We start from the raw sequence: 18,381 nt of genomic DNA on the forward strand, positions 1-18,381 counted from the left end.
GCTCAGCGCGCTTCGGCGGGCTTCGGGGCCACTTGGGGGGCGCAGAGCGCGGCGACGAAGGCTCGCAGGCCGCCCTCCTGGCCGCCCAACTGGCCCCGGCGCACACGCTTGTCGTATTCGAGGGTGGTGACGTTGTAGACGCCGGCCATGCCCAGGCCGCCTTTGGCGTCGATGCGCATCATGTCGTGCTGGCACATCTTGCCCGGCTCGACACAGCGGTTGACGGCCTTGTCGAACAGGCCCGCGTCGACTGACGCGAAGCGCTGCACCGGAGATTTTTCGCTAGGCTTTTCAAGGACGAGGTAGCGCGCGCCGTCCAGGCGCTGATCGCCCTCGCGGACGCCGGCGGCCCAGCGCTCGAAGTCCGCGCGGCCCATGCCGTGGAACTTGAAGCGCATGTGCGAGAAGCCCTCGCCGCTGAAATTGGCCGAGAAGCCGTCGAAGGTCCCGGGCTTGTTGATCACCGCGTGCAGCTGGGTGGTCATGCCAGGCATGGCGTAAATCTGGCCGGCCAGGGCGGGCACGTAGAACGAGTTCATCACCGACGAACTGGTCAGCTGGAAGTCGATCGGCGTGTCGACCGGCGCGGCCAGCTCATTGACCGTGGCGACGCCCAGTTCCGGATAGATGAACAGCCATTTCCAATCGAGGGCCACGACCTGGACCTTCAGCGGCTTGACGCCCTCGGCGCTGCGGCCTGGCGCCAGGCGATCCAGAGGGCGATACGGGTCCAGCAGGTGCGTGCTGGTCCAGGTCACCGCGCCCAGGATGGTGATGATCACCAGCGGCGCGGCCCAGATCACGATCTCCAGGCGCGTGGAGTGGTGCCAGTCGGGATCGTACTCGGCCTCCTCGTTCGAGCGCCGGTATTTCCAGGCGAAAAACAGGGTCAAGGCGATCACCGGCACGATGATCAGCAGCATCAGCACGGTGGCGACAATGATCAGGTCGCGCTGCTGCACGGCGATGTCGCCGGACGGGTTCATCACCACCCAGTCGCAGCCGCCCAGCGCAAGGAGGATGGGCAGCGAGGTAAGCTTCGCCAGGATACGGGGCGACGGAAGGAGTTTCGGACGCATTCGGCGGCCGATAGGCCAAGGTCGCGGCGCGCGACATTGGACCGTTTGTCCTAGGTCGGCCGTATGGCCGGAGCGGAAGCGTCGCAAAGGCGTTTGCCAGATCGCGTCCCTTGGCCCCATGCTCGCCTCCAGACCGCCATCCAAGCGGCGCGACAGTTGGAAGTTGGGACGGAAACGAGGAATAGGCGCGTCAGTTCATGGCTCAAGAGTTCACAGTACCCACCTCGTCCGGTTTGGAGCGCGACGCGCGCCGGATGCATGCGGATTCCCACGGCGTCCGATCGGGCGAGATCGCCCTGGGCGTGGTCATAGGTCGCACCTCGGAATTCTTCGACTTCTTCGTCTACGCCATCGCCTCGGTGCTGGTGTTCCCGCAGCTGTTCTTCCCGTTCGTCGATCGTCTGACCGGCGTCATGTACGCCTTCGCGATCTTCGCTCTGGCCTTCATCGCCCGCCCGATCGGTTCGGTGATCTTCGGCATGATCGACCGACGCTTCGGCCGCGGAGCCAAGCTGACGGTCGCCCTCTTCCTGCTGGGCGGCTCGACCGCGGCCATGAGCTTCCTGCCAGGCTATGCGGTCGCCGGTCCCCTGGCCATCTGGGCCCTGGCGACCTTCCGCATCGGCCAGGGCCTGGCGTTGGCCGGCGCCTGGGACGGCCTGTCATCGCTGCTGGCCCTGAACGCGCCCGAGAACAAGCGCGGCTGGTACGCCATGATCCCGCAGCTGGGCGCGCCATTCGGCTTCATGCTGGCCAGCGGCCTGTTCGCCTATTTCGTCGCCAGTCTCGGGTCGGCCGACTTCCTGGACTGGGGCTGGCGTTATCCCTTCTTCGCGGCCTTCGCGATCAATGTCGTGGCCCTGTTCGCTCGCTTGCGCATCGTCGCCACCGAGGAATACGGCGCCCTGTTCGAGAAGCGCGAGCTCCGCCCCGCTCCCATCGCCTCGCTGCTGCGGGCCGAGGGCGGCAACGTGCTCATCGGCATGTTCGCGCCGCTGGCCACCTTCGCCATGTTCCACCTGGTCACCGTCTTCCCGCTGTCGTGGGTGGCGCTGCACGACAGCGGCCAGGCCCTGACCTTCCTGCGCATCGAGCTGGTTGGCGCCGCGGTCGGCGTCCTGGGCATCCTGGCCTCGGGCTGGATCGCCGACCGCATCAACCGCCAGAACCAGCTCGCTTTGTCGGCCCTGCTGATCGGCGGCTTCAGCCTGCTGGCCCCGCGCCTGCTCGACGGCGGCTCGGTGGGCCAGACCCTCTATGTCGTGATCGGCTTCGCCATCCTGGGCCTGTCGTTCGGCCAGGCGGCCGGCACGGTCAGCTCGCGTTTCTCCAAGCGCTATCGCTACACCGGCGCGGCCGTGACCTCGGACCTGTCGTGGCTGATCGGCGCGGGCTTCGCGCCGCTGGCCGCTCTGGGGCTGGCCTCGCTATGGGGCCTGCCGGCCATCGGCCTGTACCTGGCCTCGGGCTCGATCGCGACCCTGATCGCCCTGACCCTCGACCGCAATCGCCAGCGAAAGGCGCTCAAATAATCGTCGCCCCGCCGTCGACCACCAGGATCTGACCGGTCATGTGACCGCCGGCGTCGGAGGCCAGCAGCAGAGCCGGCCCCATCAGGTCGGTCTCGCCACCCAGTTTGCCAAGTGGCGTGTCGCGCAGCATCCGCTCGCCGTGTTCGCCGATGGTGACGGCTGTCATCTTCGACGGGAAGTAGCCCGGCGCCACGGCGTTGACGCGGATGTTGCGCGGTCCCCACTCCGCGGCCAGGGCCCGGGTCATGTTGACCACCGCGCCCTTGGCGGTGTTGTAGGCGATGGTGCCCAGTTGGTCTGGATGGTGGCCTAGCAGCCCCTCGATCGACGCGACATTGACCACCGCGCCCTTGCCCTGCTTCAAGAACGCCTCGCGCGCCACGGCCTGGGTCAGCAGGAACAAGCCGGTGACATTCAGGTCGATGACCTTGTTCCAGCCCTCCAGCGGAAAGTCCTCGGCGGGCGCGCCCCAGACCGTGCCGGCGTTGTTCACCAGGATGTCGATACGGCCGTAGTGGGCCAGCACCCGCTCGGTCAGGCGCGCGGCGGCGCCCGGCTCCCCCAGGTCGGCGGCGAAACCTTGTGCCTGAATGCCGATGGCCGCCAGTTCGGCGACGGCGGCGTCGAGTTCGCCCTGCTTGCGAGCCACCAGGGCCAGCGCCGCGCCGTACTCGCCGAGCGCGCTGGCGATCTGCAGGCCCAGCCCGCGTGAGCCGCCGGTGACGATCGCCACGCGGCCGGTTAGGTCGAACAAGCCGCCCAGGGTCTTGGTCATGTCGCGCTTTCCGTATGCGGACACTGGCAAATCGCCTTGAAGCCCGCGGCCATGAAGGTCGCCATGTGCTGACGGATGGACTCGAAATCGTTGGACGAGCACAGGCCATGGGACAACTCGTCCAGCCGTCCAGTGCGGGCCATGTTGTGGGTCATGGCTCCCGAGACGAAGTGATAGCCCCAGAAGATCGTCGCCTCGTCGCAGTCGGGCATCGCCTTCTTCAGCAGATCGATCAGCGCCAGGACGACGGGGTTGAAGTACTTGCCCATCTTCTCCGCGCCCCAGCCAGCGGCGCTGTTGGCCTGGGCGCTGATCTGACCGAAGGCCAGCCACTGCTCGGTGTCGTGAATCTGGACGTTCAGGTCGGTGTCGATCCAGGCGTGCAGCGCCCCCTCGACGGTGACCTTGTCGCCCACCGCCTCGGCATAGCGCCGCATCGCCTCCAGGCGATTGCGGGCCGAGATCGGCGCCCGCCGCGCCCAAACGGCCTCGAACAGGCTTTCCTTGCCGTTGAAATGGTAGTGGATCAGCGTTGAGCTGACCCCGATCCGCGCGGCGACGTCCTTCAGGGTGACGCCATGATAGCCGAACTCGGCGAACAACTGCTCGGCGGCGTCCAGGATCCGCTCGATCGACTGCTCGCGCGCGCGCGCCTTGTGGTTCCTGGGGCGGGGAGCCTTGGGGTCTTGGGTCTGATCGATGCTCATCGCGCCCCTGGTTGCCGGTTCGTGTCCGAGGCGTCAATGCGCCCGTGCGACGGGTAGGTCGAGAAGCCGATGTCGAGGTAGCCGCGCTCCTTGGCTGCGAAGCGCGGCCACGCCGTCTCGCCCGGCGCGGCCGGAATGCCGGTTCGGACGAACGAGACCCAGTGGTTCAGCATGGCGCGCGGCTCCGCCTGGCCGCCGCCCAGCGGCGCGCCGCCGCGAGCGCGGCGCCGGCCAGGACAAGGCTGGCCCAGGGCCGCATCACAGGTTGTAGCCTACACGAACGCCGAAGGTGCGCGGCCGCAGGACGGCGAAGCGACTGTACACAAAGGCTTCTGGATGGATGTAGGTCGTGGCCCGGCTGTTGCCGAGGTTCTCGCCATAGACCGTGACCGTGGTCCGCCCGAACCGCGCCCCTGTCTGCAGGTTCACATAGGTGTAGCGGTCGGTATGGCCGTAGAGCGGGCTCTGGATCCCGGCCTTGCCTGGCGTGTTGGGGAAGCCGTTCGGAAACGATCCCACGTGCTGGACCTGAAAGCTGGTGAAACCCTGGGCCTGGTCCTTCAGGGCGTAGGTGAAGGTCCCGAAGAATGAGCCCTGCACGTGCGGCGACGCCAGGCGCGCGCCATCCACCGCGCCGGAGATGGTGGCTTCCGACGTCGTCAGCTCGGTAACTTTCGCATCGTTCAGTGAACCGTTGACCCCCAGCAGGACACCTTTGACCGGAGTGAAACTGACCTCGGCCTCGATACCCTTGCTGGCCGCGCGGCCGACATTGGTCGCGAACTGGATCGAGTCCGACTGGCGGTTGGCCTGCACCTGGATGTTCTTCCAGTCGATGTAGTAGGCCGCCAAGGCTGCGGTCAGCCGGCCATCGAGGAAACGGCCCTTCAGGCCGACTTCATAGTTGGTCAGATTGTCCGAGCCCGCGCCCGCCGGGATGATCAGGTCGGTGGGCGTAACGGTGCTGACGCTGCCGGCGCGGGCGTTGTAGACGGGCGTGCGGTAACCGGTGGAGGCCGTGGCGTAGGTCGTCAGATCGCGTGATGGCTTGTAGGTCAGGCTGGCCTTCCACGACGCCTTCGAGGCCGAGGGATACTTGGTCGTCGCCGCGGCACTTGGCGTCAGGGCCAACGGCCCGGACAGGTTCAGCAGCGCGTAGGTGAAATAGGCCGAGTTGAAGCCGGCGTTGGTGTCGACCTCGCCGCCGTACTTGCCGTAACGCAGACCGCCGGTGGCCGAGAGCTTGTCGCTCAGGTGGTAGGTCAGCTCACCGAATCCGGCCAGCTCGTAGGTGCGCGTGTCGCTGCCGAACTTCGAGAAGGTCGCGCCCGGTAGGCCCGTCAGGCCACGGGCGGTCAGGAAGGCCACGTTGGAGCGGTTCTCGCCGTTCAGGTCGGTGTCGCGATGCAGATAGAAGCCGCCCGCCACCCAGTCGAACTTGCCGCCAGCGTCCGAGGCCAGACGCGTCTCCTGGACGAAGGTCTTCGAGGTGAAGCTGTCGAACAGATAGAATGGCACGGCCAGCGCGAAGGTGCCGGCCAGGTCGACATTGAACAGGCTGTCGGCGACCGAATAGGTCGAGGAACTGGTCAGGCGCGCGCCGTCGAACTGGTACTCGACCGTGCCGTTATAGACCTGGGTCTTGGACGTATATTGGTCCGGAACCGTGCTGTAGCGCTTGAGATCGCCGAGGTTGGGCGATGTCAGCGACGAGTCCTGGGGATTGCTGTCCTCGTAGGAGGCCAGCAGGCGCACGCTGAGCCGGTCGTTCGGCTTCCACAGCAGGATGCCGCGACCGCCCCAGTTCTTGAGCGCGTTGGCATTCTTGACGCCGGTGCCCAGGTTATCGACGTAGCCGTCCTCGTCTCGGTAGAAGCCGACCAGCCGCAGGGCCAGCTCGTCCTTGACCAGCGGCAGGTTGACCATGGCGTTGTAACGTTGCCGCCAGCCTTCGCTGTCGGGCGTGTAGCCGATATCGGCCAGGGCAGAGGAGTCGTGGCCGGTCAGGTCCGGGCTCTTGGTCAGCACCCGCAGGGCGCCCGACAGCGAGCCGGACCCGAACAACGTGCCCTGTGGTCCACGCAGGAACTCGACCCGCTCAACGTCATAGAGGTTGGGATCCAGGGTCACGGTATTGCCGATCGTCGTGACCGGCAGCTCGTCAAGATAGATCGTCGTGGTGGTCTGCAGGCCCGCGCCCCAACCGTTGGTCGAGATGCCCCGGACGGTGAAACGGACATTGTTATCGCTGGCGCGGTTAAGCACGACACCGGGCGTTTCGCGGGCGATGCCCTCGTAGTTGACGATACCCTTCTTGGTCAGCTCGGCCTGCGAGAAGGCGGTGACGCTGAGCGGCACGTCCTGCAGGCGCTCGCTGCGCCGGGTGGCCGTGACGACGATCTCGTCGACCTGCTCCGTGCTCGAGGTCGATGCGGAAGCGGTCTGCGCGATGGCGGGCGCGGCGATGGTCAGCGCCAGCGCCGACACCGTGTAGGCGATGCGTTTCATGGTTCCCTCCCTGTCGCCGGCCGCGCCTTTTCGGCGCTATTCCGCGAACAGTGTTCACCGTCGCATCACACTGACGCGCGTGTCAATATTGACTTACTAGACAGTCAATATTTGAGGGCGCTATTTCGTGAACCTCAGGATCGTTGTCGATTTGAACACCCGACCCGGTCGTAGCTCGGTTGAGGGGAACGCTGGCTGGTTGGGGCTGTCGGGCAGGTGCTGCGTCTCGAAGGCCAGCCCCGCGTGGCGAGGATAGGCCACGCCCTCCGAACCGCTCTCGCCGCCGTCAAAGCCATTGCCGCTGTTGAATTGGACGGAAGGCTCGGTGGTCAGCACCGTCATGCGCCGGCCGCTGACGGGATCCTCGATCCAGCCGGCCAGCCGCGGCGTCGTCGCCACGACGGCGCGCAGCACCAGGCTGTGGTCGAAGCCGTTCGAGGACGCCAACAACGGATCCTCAAGCCGCAGCACGTCGCCCATGCGCCGAGGCGTCCTGAAGTCCAGCACCGTGCCCGCCACCGAAGGCAGCTTGCCGGTCGGGGCCTTGCGCGCGTCGACCTCGGCATAACGATCGGCGTCGATCCAAACCCGGTGGTTGGCGATGGTCCCCGCCCCTGCCCCGGCTAGGTTGAAGAAGGCGTGATTGGTGATGTTGACCACCGTCGGCGCGCTGGTCCGGGCGGCGTACTCTATGCGCAGCTCGTTGGACTTGCGCATCAGGCGATAGGTCACCGTCAGGCGCAGCGCGCCGGGAAAGCCTTGATCGCCGACGGGGCTGAGCAGGCTGAAGCGGACGCCGATCGACCGGCGGTCGGAGACGGTCTGACTGGACCACACCCGCTTGTCGTAGCCTTGAGAGCCGCCATGCAGGGTCATGTTGTTGCGACCCGCCTCGAGCGCGTGGGTCGCCCCGTCCAGCGTGAAGCGCGCGTCGGTGATGCGGCCGGCATAACGTCCGATGATCGCGCCATGACGGCGCTGGTTGGTCTCGTACGAGCCGATGTCGGGCCGGTTCAGCACGACGTTGGCGATCTTGCCCTGGCGGTCGGGCGTCTCGATCGCGGTCAGGGTGGCGCCGTAGTCGATGGCCGCGACGCTCATGCCCAAGTCGTTGCGCAGCACCGTCTTAACCACGGTCATGCCGGCCCTGGTCTCGCCGAACGGCAAGCGGCGGACCTCGGCGGCGTGGCCCGCGCCCGCGACGGCGATCATGGCGACCAGCGCCGCCGCCGCGCCCGTGCGGCTTCCGTGGCGGACGAGATCAGGCATGGGTCCAGAGCACCGGTTGGCGGAGCGGATAGTTGCGGATGATCTCGGCCTCGGTCGGATCGGCATCAAGCCGTTTCCAGAGGTCGAGATAGTCTTGCCGCTTGAGGGCCAGGCCACCGAAGAGCAGGCTGGGCTGACGGACGGGCCAGCCGTCCCAGGCCTCGACGTCGGGCGGCCTTCCCCAGGTCTTCTTGTCGGCGATGAACGGGGCCATGTAGGCCAGGGCGTCGGCGATCGAACCGCCGCCCAAACCTTCTTCCGACGGCCCCTTGAAGGTCCAAAGGTTGTCGCCAGGCGTCGACATCACGTGGGCGCAGGCGGCCAGGACATCGAGGTTGAACAGGCTGTAGCCGTAAGGCTTGGTGCGGGAGAGTTCCAGCGGCTGAGAGCCGTCGGCGGCGATCTGGCCGGGGACAAGCGCCTTGATCCGCCCGCGCGCGACCTCCAGCTCGGCCGGACGCTCGGCCAGCCGCGCGAACTCGGCCGCCTGCAGCGCCCAGCACGTGCCGTGGTTGTTCTTCTGGTCGCGCTCGGCGACACCGTTGGCCGAGGTGGTCATCCAGGTCAGGTAGGCGCCAAACCAGGCCGTGGTTGGAGCGTAGACGCCAATCAGGGGTCGAGCGGCCTTGAGCTCCGAGATCGCCCGCGCGACCTCGACCAAGTGCAGGGTGTCGATGACGCCGATGCCCCTACCCGTGTTCACGCCGATGATCGCCTGGGCGTGCTCCAGGTTCGGGTTCATCCGGGTGTCGGGTGCGACGAACCAGGCCCGCAGATGCTTCTCGGCGTGCTCGGCGTAGCGGGCGTCCCGAGTCACCTTGTAGGCCGCCGCCAGCGCCGGCAGCTGCATGCCCAACCGGATCACCGCGTCGCGGTGAGCGGTGAACTTGTCAGGATTGGAATAGCCGTCCTTGCGGATGTACGGCCCCTTTGGGTTGGCCGGATCGGGCCACCAATAGTCGGCCTCGGAATAGTAATCCTGGCGACCGCCGGGGCTGCGCGGAGCGGCGAAGGCGGTGATGGTCACCGGCCCCTCGAGCAGAAAGCGGTCGGCCGCCTTCAGTATCCGAGCGCGGTCGATCGCGGCGATGTCTAGCGGCGCCGCGATCGCACGCCCAAGCGTCGTCAACGCCAGGGCGGTCCCGAGAAAGACGTCACGTCGGTTCATGAAACGCTCCGAGCGAAATCAGGCCGGCGATGCGGCGTGATCGGTCGCGGTCGGCGGGGCGTTGGAGAAGGCCCCGCCGACCGATTGGATCAGAAGCGCAGTCGGGCGCCGAAGTAGATCTGCGGACCGTTGTCCGAGACCTCGGTGATCGAGTCTTCGCCGGCCTTGTACATGACGTCGCGGGTGCTGGTGACGTTCAAGGCCTGGAGCTTCAGCTGCACCTGCTTGGTCAGATCATACGACGCCGACAGGTTCAGGTATCCCGAGCCCTTGGCGCTGCGGTTGGTGTTGCTGTTGGGCTTGAAGTAGTCTGAACGATACCGATACGAGGCGCGCAGCGAGAGCTTGTCGTTCTCCCAGTAGACCGAGCCGTTGCCGGTGTATTTCGACAGGCCGTTCAGGTTGGCCGCGCCCATGTAGGGGCTGACGGTCGATGGATCGGGGATCTCGAAATTGGCTTCGGTGATCGCGAAGCTGCCCTGCACGCCAAACCCGCTGAGGACGCCCGGCAGATAGCTGAACGCGTGGTTGCCCGAGAACTCGATGCCGTAAAGGTCGCGGGTTTCCGGGTCGTTGGCCGGCGCGATGGCGTTGAAGGTCACCAGTTGGCCGTTGGCGACGATGCTGGTCTCGCGCGGCTCCTGGGCGTCGAACGCCGCGCCTTTCAACCACTTGTAGTAGGTGGCGACGGCGAAGGAGGTGTCGCGGTTGACGTAGAACTCCAGCGAGGCGTCCAGATTCCAGCCGCGGATCGGCTTCAGATCCGGATTGCCGGTGGTGCTGTTGGCCAGGACGCCCTGCACCGTGGTCGCGTTGGCGTCGACGCCAGGCGTGATGCCCACGTTGAAGTCCTCGATGCCCGAGCGCGACAGGGCCTTGTAGCCGGCCAGGCGCAGCTTCACGACATCGGTCAGGTCGAAGGCGACGTTGACGCTGGGCAAGAAATACTCGTAGCCCCCCGTGCCCTCGATCTCCTGCAGCGGCGTGCCCGGCGTGCGGACCACGGTCGCGGCCGCGCCGCCGATCGACGGCGTCACGGTCAGCTCGCCGCGGAAGCCCTTCGACAGCACGCGAGTGCGGACGTAGCGGACGCCCGCGTTGCCAGAGACCGGCGTGTCGCCAAGCTGGGTGCGGAAGTTGGTCATCACATAGGCGGTGCTGATCCGCTCACGGATGTTGGAGTCTTCCGGTCCTGGCGCGTTGGACGGCAACGCCACGCTGTCCTTGCCGGTATAGGCGCGGTACAGGCAGTCATTGTCGAACAGGGCCCACGACTTCACGTTCGTCTTGCCGCCCATGAAATCGGACGTCGAGAATGGTACGCGGCAGTTGGCGTTGGCGTCCGCGACCAGTTGAGTCGGGGTGCGGCCGTCATAGGCGACCGGGATGGCCTGATCGCTGTTGTTGTTGGCGTCTTGGGTGCGGCGGTGATCCGACAGGCGGCCGCCGACCTTGATGTTCTGGAAAAAGCCGTCGCCCAGCTCATAGGTCACATCGGCCCGCACGGCGCCGATCTTGTCGAAGCGGTCGGTGACCAGGCGATAGCGCGCATAGTTGCTGTTGTTGGTCGGCGTGCCGATCAGGAAGTTGGCCGGATCGTTGATGTCGAAGTTCGTGAAAGTGACCGAGGGGACCTCGTCGGTCGTGCCGTCCAGCGTATAGGCCACGCGCGTCCGCGAACGCATGTTGGTCGCCTTCTGCAGCTCGGTGCGGTGCGACTGCGAATAGGACAGGTCGCCGCTGATGGTCAGGCGATCCGTGGGCGTCCAGGTCACCGCGCCGCCGCCGCCAATGTACTTCTCGTCGCGCTGACGGTCCTCGACCTGGATCTCCAGGTTCGAGTTGCCGCTGTACTTCAGCAGGGCGCCGGTGCTGTCGTCGTTCGACACGCCGCCCACGACCAACGGCTGGATGCCGCGCAGCCCCTCGGTGATGGCTAGCTGGTTGCGATATTCGCCGCTCTTCCGCGTCGAGTACTGGCCGTCCAGGCTGACGTCGAGATTGGGGGTCGGCTTCCACTGGAACGTGCCCATCAGCGCTTCGCGCTTCTCGTCCGTGACCTTGGATTGGAAGGTGCGCGAGCTGGTGGCGAAGTAACGCGGACCGATCGTCGAGCCGGCCGGCGCGGTCGTGGCGTTCGAGCAGTTGGCCGTCGAAGTCCCCGGAACCGCCGCATAGGTAGTGCACGGCACGAAGGCCGAGTTGGTGATGTAGTAGTCCTCGGGCGTGGCCTGATCCAGGCGCTGGTAGCCCAGGCTCACGCCCATCTCGCCGAACTTGGTGTCGAAGCTGTCGGTGTAAGAGACGTTGCCTCGATAGCCCAGGCCATTATGGCCGCGGATGTCGTCGTCCTTGGGCAGGTAGGCGCCACGGACTTCCATCTGGATGCGGCGCTTGCCGTAGTCGATCGGCCGGATCGACTTCAGCTCGATCACGCCGGCGATGCCGCCGTCCAGGAAGTCGGCCTGCTGGCTCTTATAGACCAGCACGCCGTTGACCAGCTCCGACGGGAACTGCTGGAAGGCGACGGACCGATCGGGACCGGCGGTCGAGACCTCGCGGCCGTTGAAGGTCGAGAAGCTGAGCGCCGGACCCAGGCCCCGGACGCTGAGTTCGTTGGCGTTGCCCTTGAAGCGGTCGGCGGTGACGCCGGTGATGCGCTCCAGCGTATCGCCCACCGAGTTGTCCGGCAGCGCGCCGATCTCGTCGTTGACGATGCCGTCGACGATGACGCTGGCGTTCCGCTTGGTCTCGATCGAGCTGCGTTGGGTGGCCCGGGCCGAGGTGACGACGATCGCGTCGATCGTGTCGTCGGCCTGCGCGGCGGCGGGCGGGGCCGCCGGCGCCGTCTGGGCCAGCGCCTGAGCTGGCAGCACGATGGCGGCCGTCAGCAGAAGATTGCGATAGAACAATGATTTCATTGATGGTTCTCCCCTTGATTTTTGGTTGTTTTCGCCAAGGCCTTCCCCTCAGCGGTAGTCCAGGCGCCAGGTGATCTTGAACGGCGTCGCTGGGTCCGTCGGCGCGCCATGGCAGACGACCTTGGTCGTCATGGCGCCCGTCGCGGATCGATATTCCTTGTCCTGACCGGTTGGCCCTGACTGGCAGGATTTCAGCCCCTGGACCGCGAAGCGGCGCACCGCTCCATCGGCGAAGGCGGTGGTCGTCCCGGCCTGCTTCGCACCGCTGGAGAACGAGCCGAACTGCAGCTCGACGTCCTTGACCTTGACGCCGGGGGTCGGAGTGAAGACGTCGGTGCGGGTGATGCCGCCCGGCTCGAGGACATAGGTCGTCACGACCGAGACGCGCCTGTCGGCGACGGGGGCGCGCTGGCCCATCTTGTCCAGCGCGTCCTGGCGCCAGGACACCCTGGTCTTGGCGCCCTTGGCCTCGACCTTGACGTCCTTGAAATAGGCGAGCGGCATCAGGACCGAGCCGTCTTCCAGGGTCAGGCGGGGGGTAAGGAACGGCGCGACGCCGTCGGGCGAGGCCTCCAGCATCCCCGGCGAGAACGGGATCGGGAAATACGGGTTGTGCATGTGCTGGCTTTCGCCGCCGTTGATCACCGGCAGGCTGACCAGCCGCGCGCCGTCGCGGACCGAGACCAGCAGGCGGTCGTAGTCGCCGCGCTGGAACCAGGTGACCTGCCGGCGCGGCAGGGTCGACAGCCCCTTGGCCCAGTCGCTGGCGGGCGCCTTGCCGCCATAGCCCATGCGGGTCCAGTGGGCGCTGGTATAGGCATACTGGTGGGCCAGCGAGAGGTTCTCGCCCAGGATCCTGAACTTACCGCGATAGTCGTCGGTGCGCCGGCCGCCGTCCCACAGGTTCACCGAACCGGTCTTGGCGTCCTGCCAGAACTCGACGTAGCGCTGGGCGGCGCGAGCGGAATAGGCATAGGCCAGGTCCTTTTCCCGCGGCGTCAGCAGGTCCAGCACCGCCGCGGCCGTCAGGGTCTCGACGATGGCCGTCTCGCCGTAGGGACCGATGCTGCGGCCGTACTCAAAGCCCCGGCCTTCGGCGTCCAGGCGCATCAGCATCACGTCGGCCGACTTGCGCAACCAGGTTAGAACTTGCGGGGGCGGCTTGCCGCCGGTCTCGATGAAGCGCTGGGCGATCTCACCGGCCAGCAGGACGCTGTAGCGGTCGAACCGCCCTTCCCCGTCGGTCTCGTCGGCGAAGCCGTACTGGCCCGAGTAGAGGTCGTAGTGCTCGGCGATCTTGGCGTACAATTTCTCGGCCGGCGCGCCGTCGTCCCAGCCCATGCGGGTGCGCAGTCGGGCGATGGCGAAGGCCACGCAGTAGTAGTTGTTGGGGTGGTCGATCAGCGCGTAGGTGTCGACGTCGACAAACATCCGCCAGTCCAGCCGCACGCGCAGCTTGGCCAGGGTCAGCGGGTCGACGGCGTCCTTCAGGCGGCCCGCCTCGCGCAGCTTGTTCAGCGCCGACAGGTAGTAGTAGGCGCCCCAGCTGTCGTTGGCGTCGTCGGCCGTCAGCTTGGCGATCTTGCGGAAGTCGGCCAGGTAGGTTGGCAGGCGCGGGTCGTCGTCTGGCAGGGTGACCAAAAAGTCGACGAGGCCCAGGGCGATCTTGCCTGGCAGGAACTTGTCGCTGCCGTTGAACACCGGCTGACCGTCCAGCTCCAGCTTGCGGCCATCCTTGACCAGCTTGATCAGCAGCTGCTCGGTCTGGGGCTGGATGCGGTCGCGGACCGTGGCGTCGTATGCCGGAATGGCGCTGACCGGAGCTTCGGCCGCCTGGGCGACGCCGCCCCTACCCAGCAGGATCGGGCCCAGCAGGATCAGGGCCGAAATCGAAACGCCGCGCGCTACGCTGGTAACCGGTGTCAGGTACAAGTCTACGGTCCTCCCCGAGCGGTCATTCCGACCTTGCTCTTGACCGTTCCGACGCGCCCGTCGGCGACCTCCTCAATCGAATTCGAAAGTTTTTCGCCGCCAGCGCTATCCTAGGGCGCGGCGCGCAGCTCGACCGTCGTGGCGCTGGTCTGGGCGCGCACGGGGAAATAGAGCTGCACCGCCTCGACGAAAGCTCGGCTTTCGCCGGTATTGAATGTGCCGCTGATCCGCAAGGATCGCAGCCGGGCATCGGCGACAACGACTTGCAGGGTCGAGTAACGGTTCATCTCGGCCGCGGCGTCGACCAGGGCCACGTCGTCGAACACCACCTGCCCGCGCCGCCACGCCAGGGCGCGGTCCAGATCGACCTTCAAGGGCTCGCCAGGACGCACGCCGTCGACCATCTGCATCGACTGTCCAGCAGTCATCATCGCCAGGGTCGCGGCGCTCTCGTGATTGCTGACGGCGACCTTGCCCTCGGCCAGCACGACGGTGGTCTCGCGCGGCTCGCGGCGGACCGAGAAGGCCGTACCCACGGCCGTGACCGTGCGCGGCCCGGCCCGCACCCGCAGCGGGCGGCTCGCGTCGTGCGCCACTTCGAAATAGGCGCGCCCGCCGACCAGGTCGATCGAGCGCAGCGAGGCCGTGTAGCGGACTCGCATGACGCTGAGGGCGTCCAGGGTGACGCGGCTGCCGTCGGACAGGGTCAGGGTGCGCTGCTCGCCCAGGGCCGTCTGGATCAGCTCGTCCTGTCCGCCGCGATGGCGCAGCCACCACAGGCCGCCCGCCGGCGCGGCGACGGCGGCGACCAGGCCGGCGGCGATCAGGCGGCGGTCGAAGTCCGGACGGCGTCCACGCCCGGCGCGGGCGCGCGACAGCGCCTCGCGGCGAACCGCCAGCAGGTCGTCGGTCCCGGCCGCATCGCCCATCAACCGCCAGACGGCCTGGGCGCGATCATAGGCCTCGGCATGGGCCGGATCCTGCTCCAGCCAGCGCGCGAAGCCGGCCTCGTCGGACACGCCACCGCCCAGCCGTCGCGCGGCCCAGCCGGCGGCGCTCTCGTCGATCAGGGACTGGTGAAGCGGGTTCGACAACGGCTCAGCTCTGAAACGGACCGGCCTCGCGCATCAGATGCGCCAGGGCCTTGATGATGTACTTCTCGACCGAGCTGACGGAAACGCCGAAAGCCCGGGCGATCTCGGCGTGTTTCCATCCCTCCAGCCGGTGCAGAATGAAGGCGTCACGGGTCCGCTCATCCAGTTGGTCCAGGCGCCGCATCGCCGCCTCCAACGCCTGCCTGTCACTTAAGACGCGCTCGGGCGAAATACCCTCAAAGCGATCTTGGCGAAGCTCGGTCTCGCTCAGGTGGCTTCGATACGTCTTCTGGCGCCGGGATCGGTCGCGGAGCAGGTTGACCGCGGTCCGGAAGACGAAGGCCTCGGGATTGTCGATGTCCGCCCCGTCCGGCCGCCGCACCAGCCGCAGGAACACCTCCTGCGTCAGGTCCTCGGCCTCGTCCCGCGAATACACCCGGCGCTCGAAATACGCCGTCAGCGGCCCGCGATAGGCCTCCGACAGGCGCTGGAGGAAGGCCTGCTCGCGCGGATCGAGTTTTGGCTGCGCGGCCATGCCTATGACAAGTCCTCCCTGGCGCGTGGATCTACGTCGCGTCCATGGGGTTCCGACGCGCCCGCCGCGCCGATCCTCAACGAGAATATCGCACGCGTGCTCATTCTCAGTAGTTCACCGCCAGGCGGACGCCCAGGTGGCGGCCGCTGTCGCGGGCCGGCTTCCAGTGAGTGGCGAAGGCAGGCTTGCCGTCGGCGCCCAGGAGGTTCCACTGCACGTCCCGTCCGCGTGTCACCGCGAAGCGCCGGTCCAACAGATTGTCGACGAAGCCGGTCAGCCGCCAGCCCTCGCCGCCCAGCATGACCGAGGCGTCCAGCACGCCATAGGCCGGCTCGATCGAGGCCGGATCCTGCAGCAGGCTGTAGTACACGCGCGAGCGCCAACGATAGCCCGCATTGACCTCCAGCCGGCGGTCCGCGCCCAGCGGCCGCTGGTAGTAGGCGTTGAGGTTCAGCGACCAGCGCGGCGCGTTGAACAGCGTCTTGCCCGAGAGGTTCTGGCGACCGCCCACACAGCCCTGCGCCGCCGTCTGGCCAAAATAGCAGGCGGCGCTGTCAAAATCGCCCATCACCGCCCGGCTGTAAGCCCCTGCCCCCGCCACGGTGAAGCGCGAGGTCAGGCGGGCGCTGAACTCACTCTCCACGCCTTCGGCGCGCACGCTGCCGACGCTGTTCAGCACGTTGAAACCGGTGGCGTCGTCGCGGCTCTGCACCTGGAAGCCCGAGAACCCTTCCCGGTAGGTCGTCAGGTTCCAGCTGAGATTCCGATCGGGCGAGACCGCCCGCAGGCCGATCTCATGGTTCTCGACCGTCTCGGAAGCGACCGGCTGCTGGGCCGCGATGGCGTCGGCCACCGGCTGTCCGGCGAACGGTCCCGAGGTCAACCGCGTGCGCGTGGTCAGGCTGCTGGTCAGGTCGTAGGCCCGCCCCTTGTACCCCGTCGAATAGACGGCATAGGCCGTGACACCCGGCGTCAGCTTGCCCTGCAATCCAATGCGGCCGCTCAACGCGGTGTCGCCGTGGCAAGTCTCGATCGGAACGGTGGGCGAGGCGCGCGAGCACGACGGGGCGCCATAGACGACGCCGTTGCCCAGGTCGTCAAAACGGTAGCCGATCTTCTCGTGGCTGATCCGGGCGCCCGACAGGATCGAGATCCGGTCGTTCACGGCGTAGGCGCCCTGGCCGAACACCGCGAAGGTCCGGCTGAAGGTCCGGGCGCGATAGCGCGAATAGGACGTGCTGTTGGTGGTTGGCAGCGACGGCAGGCCGTTGTAGTCGCCCAGACTGTTGGAACCGCGCACGAAATAGCGCTGGGCCCGCGTCTGGCCGACATAGACGCCGCCGACATAGTCCCAGCGTCCGCCAATGGGACTGTTCAGACGCAGCTCCTGACTCTCGGCGCGGACCCGGAAATAGCCGCCATTGGCCGAACCACCGCGCGGCGCCCGCGGAACCTGGAGGCTGAAGTCGAGGTCCGTGGCGTCGGTGTCCTGGCGATCATAAAGATAATAGCGGTCGAGGGCCGAGATCGCCGTCAGCCGCCAGGAACCCACCGCGCCGACCGCTCGGATGTTGACGCCCTTGTCAGTGGCGTTGCCGCGCGCGTTGATGTCGTAGCGGGCCACGCGGTTGTTCGGCCCGGGGACGATGCCCCGCAGAATGGTCTCACGCGGCATCTCGGCCCGGCCCATCGTCGCCTGTGGCGAGACATAGGTATCGGCGCCGACACAGCACGAGGACAGTGTCCGGGTCAGATAGGGCGAGACCGCGATCGTCCAATTGTCGCCCGGCGTCCAGACCAGCTTGCCACGCAGGTTGAAGTCCGACTGGCCGTTCAGCCATTGCCCAGTCGCCAAATTGAACACGTTGCCGCGATAACGCCCGTAAGCGGCCGAGAGCCGGAACTTCAGGTCGCCGGACAGTGGCCCGGTCACCACCGCCTGCAAGCGCCGCTCATGATCGTCGGTCAACATCGTCTCGACGTGGGCGGAGAAGACGTCGCTGGCCGGCCGGGTCGTGATGTAGATGACGCCAGCCGACGCCGACTTGCCGAACAGGGTGCTTTGCGGCCCGCGCAGGACCTCGACCTGCTCCACGTCGGCCAAGGCGGTGAAGGCGATGGCCTGGAAAGCCTGCGGCACGTCGTCGACGACCACAACCACGCTGGGCTCGGCGCCAATCGAGTATGAGTAGGTGCCCACGCCCCGGATATTGATGCTGTTGTTGCCGGGCTGGGTGGTCTTGGAGATCGTCAGCGTCGGGGCCAGCCGGGTCAGGTCGTCGAAGTCGCGCACGCCCGCGCGATCCATCATCCGACTGGACAGGGCCTGCACCGAGGCGTCGGAGCGCCCCAGGGTCTCCAGTCGTTTGCCCGAGGTGACGACCACCGCCTCCAGGCCGATCACTGGCTCGACCTCCCGCGCCATCCGCGCGGACGGAGGGTCGCGCGATGGGCGGGCGCCGGGCTTGATCCGATAGATGACGATCACGTCCGATGGGGTGCGGCGGAACGCCAGATCGGTGCGCGCCAGCAGAAGATCCAGGGCGCGATCCACGCTCATCCGCCCGCGCAGGGCCGGGGCGCGCTGGTCGGCGATCAGTTCCGGCGCGTACAGCAGTTGCTCACCTGTCGCCTGACCCAGGCGCTGCAGCGCCATGTTGAGACTGGAAGCGTCCTGATCGAAGGTCGCGACGGCGTTGGCGGCCATGGCGCTGATGGGCGCCAGCAGGGCGAGACTCAGCAGCGCTCCGACACGCCTGCGGCGACGAGCGCGAGCAGCGCGCCGATCCATCTTCACCTCCCTGCGCGACTCTTCGGCCGCTGTGCGGCGCCGTCCATCTGGACGACTCCTTTCCCCTACG

The 18,381-nt window shown here is 67.1% G+C and carries 13 protein-coding genes; 1 reads left to right on the plus strand and 12 read right to left on the minus strand.

All coding sequences use genetic code 11. From position 1 onward, the window contains the following. Positions 1–2 precede the first annotated feature (2 nt). Positions 3–1,079, minus strand: coding sequence for a ubiquinol oxidase subunit II (cyoA, locus tag ACW173_RS20780; protein ID WP_492081960.1), 1,077 nt, complete (start codon positions 1,077–1,079; stop codon positions 3–5). A 197-nt stretch (positions 1,080–1,276) separates the two neighbouring features. Between cyoA and ACW173_RS20785 the strand changes: the two genes are divergently transcribed. Continuing rightward, on the plus strand, positions 1,277–2,611 hold the full coding sequence (locus ACW173_RS20785; protein ID WP_492081961.1) for an MFS transporter: 1,335 nt from the start codon (positions 1,277–1,279) through the stop codon (positions 2,609–2,611). Here the strand turns inward: ACW173_RS20785 and ACW173_RS20790 are convergent. The 11 genes from ACW173_RS20790 to ACW173_RS20840 all read right to left on the minus strand — a co-directional run bounded on the left by ACW173_RS20790 (position 2,604) and on the right by ACW173_RS20840 (position 18,311). Next, positions 2,604–3,386 (minus strand): SDR family oxidoreductase, encoded by a 783-nt coding sequence (locus ACW173_RS20790; RefSeq protein WP_492081962.1) that lies wholly within the window; start codon positions 3,384–3,386, stop codon positions 2,604–2,606. The two genes, ACW173_RS20785 and ACW173_RS20790, sit on opposite strands and share 8 nt — an antisense overlap. Beyond that, positions 3,383–4,093, minus strand: coding sequence for a TetR/AcrR family transcriptional regulator (locus ACW173_RS20795; protein ID WP_492081963.1), 711 nt, complete (start codon positions 4,091–4,093; stop codon positions 3,383–3,385). Before ACW173_RS20795 ends, ACW173_RS20790 begins: the two co-directional genes overlap by 4 nt. Continuing rightward, positions 4,090–4,266 (minus strand): hypothetical protein, encoded by a 177-nt coding sequence (locus ACW173_RS20800; RefSeq protein ID WP_492081964.1) that lies wholly within the window; start codon positions 4,264–4,266, stop codon positions 4,090–4,092. The genes ACW173_RS20795 and ACW173_RS20800 overlap by 4 nt, the downstream gene beginning before the upstream one ends. Positions 4,267–4,351: 85 nt before the next feature. Then, entirely contained in the window at positions 4,352–6,601 is a 2,250-nt protein-coding gene (locus ACW173_RS20805; RefSeq protein WP_492081965.1) for a TonB-dependent receptor, read from the minus strand. A gap of 120 nt (positions 6,602–6,721) precedes the next feature. Continuing rightward, a complete protein-coding gene (locus tag ACW173_RS20810; protein WP_492081966.1) occupies positions 6,722–7,870 on the minus strand; it encodes an aldose epimerase family protein in 1,149 nt (382 codons plus the stop codon). Further along, complete coding sequence (locus ACW173_RS20815; RefSeq protein WP_492081967.1) at positions 7,863–9,038, minus strand: alginate lyase family protein; 1,176 nt, start codon at positions 9,036–9,038, stop codon at positions 7,863–7,865. The genes ACW173_RS20810 and ACW173_RS20815 overlap by 8 nt, the downstream gene beginning before the upstream one ends. 89 nt (positions 9,039–9,127) lie before the next feature. Next, complete coding sequence (locus ACW173_RS20820) at positions 9,128–11,959, minus strand: TonB-dependent receptor (protein WP_492081968.1); 2,832 nt, start codon at positions 11,957–11,959, stop codon at positions 9,128–9,130. Between the two features lie 48 nt (positions 11,960–12,007). Then, positions 12,008–13,891 carry a hypothetical protein gene (locus tag ACW173_RS20825; protein ID WP_492081969.1) on the minus strand — a complete coding sequence of 628 codons (1,884 nt, stop codon included), beginning with the start codon at positions 13,889–13,891 and terminating at the stop codon, positions 12,008–12,010. A gap of 110 nt (positions 13,892–14,001) precedes the next feature. Beyond that, positions 14,002–14,985, minus strand: a complete 984-nt coding sequence (locus ACW173_RS20830) for a FecR family protein (protein ID WP_492081970.1) — start codon at positions 14,983–14,985, stop codon at positions 14,002–14,004. A 4-nt stretch (positions 14,986–14,989) separates the two neighbouring features. After that, positions 14,990–15,520 carry an RNA polymerase sigma factor gene (locus ACW173_RS20835; protein ID WP_492081971.1) on the minus strand — a complete coding sequence of 177 codons (531 nt, stop codon included), beginning with the start codon at positions 15,518–15,520 and terminating at the stop codon, positions 14,990–14,992. A gap of 106 nt (positions 15,521–15,626) precedes the next feature. Next, positions 15,627–18,311: a TonB-dependent receptor gene (locus ACW173_RS20840; protein ID WP_492081972.1), complete on the minus strand. Its 2,685-nt coding sequence runs from the start codon at positions 18,309–18,311 to the stop codon at positions 15,627–15,629. Positions 18,312–18,381: the final 70 nt, after the last annotated feature.

This window comes from Caulobacter sp. ALps2, from assembly GCF_058681635.1.

Bases quoted from the DNA above. Each gene is read 5' to 3' on its own strand.
- cyoA (WP_492081960.1), bottom strand. From the start codon at position 1,079: ATGCGTCCGAAACTCCTTCCGTCGCCCCGTATCCTGGCGAAGCTTACC.
- ACW173_RS20785 (WP_492081961.1), top strand. From the start codon at position 1,277: ATGGCTCAAGAGTTCACAGTACCCACCTCGTCCGGTTTGGAGCGCGAC.
- ACW173_RS20790 (WP_492081962.1), bottom strand. From the start codon at position 3,386: ATGACCAAGACCCTGGGCGGCTTGTTCGACCTAACCGGCCGCGTGGCG.
- ACW173_RS20795 (WP_492081963.1), bottom strand. From the start codon at position 4,093: ATGAGCATCGATCAGACCCAAGACCCCAAGGCTCCCCGCCCCAGGAAC.
- ACW173_RS20800 (WP_492081964.1), bottom strand. From the start codon at position 4,266: ATGCTGAACCACTGGGTCTCGTTCGTCCGAACCGGCATTCCGGCCGCG.
- ACW173_RS20805 (WP_492081965.1), bottom strand. From the start codon at position 6,601: ATGAAACGCATCGCCTACACGGTGTCGGCGCTGGCGCTGACCATCGCC.
- ACW173_RS20810 (WP_492081966.1), bottom strand. From the start codon at position 7,870: ATGCCTGATCTCGTCCGCCACGGAAGCCGCACGGGCGCGGCGGCGGCG.
- ACW173_RS20815 (WP_492081967.1), bottom strand. From the start codon at position 9,038: ATGAACCGACGTGACGTCTTTCTCGGGACCGCCCTGGCGTTGACGACG.
- ACW173_RS20820 (WP_492081968.1), bottom strand. From the start codon at position 11,959: ATGAAATCATTGTTCTATCGCAATCTTCTGCTGACGGCCGCCATCGTG.
- ACW173_RS20835 (WP_492081971.1), bottom strand. From the start codon at position 15,520: ATGGCCGCGCAGCCAAAACTCGATCCGCGCGAGCAGGCCTTCCTCCAG.
- ACW173_RS20840 (WP_492081972.1), bottom strand. From the start codon at position 18,311: ATGGATCGGCGCGCTGCTCGCGCTCGTCGCCGCAGGCGTGTCGGAGCG.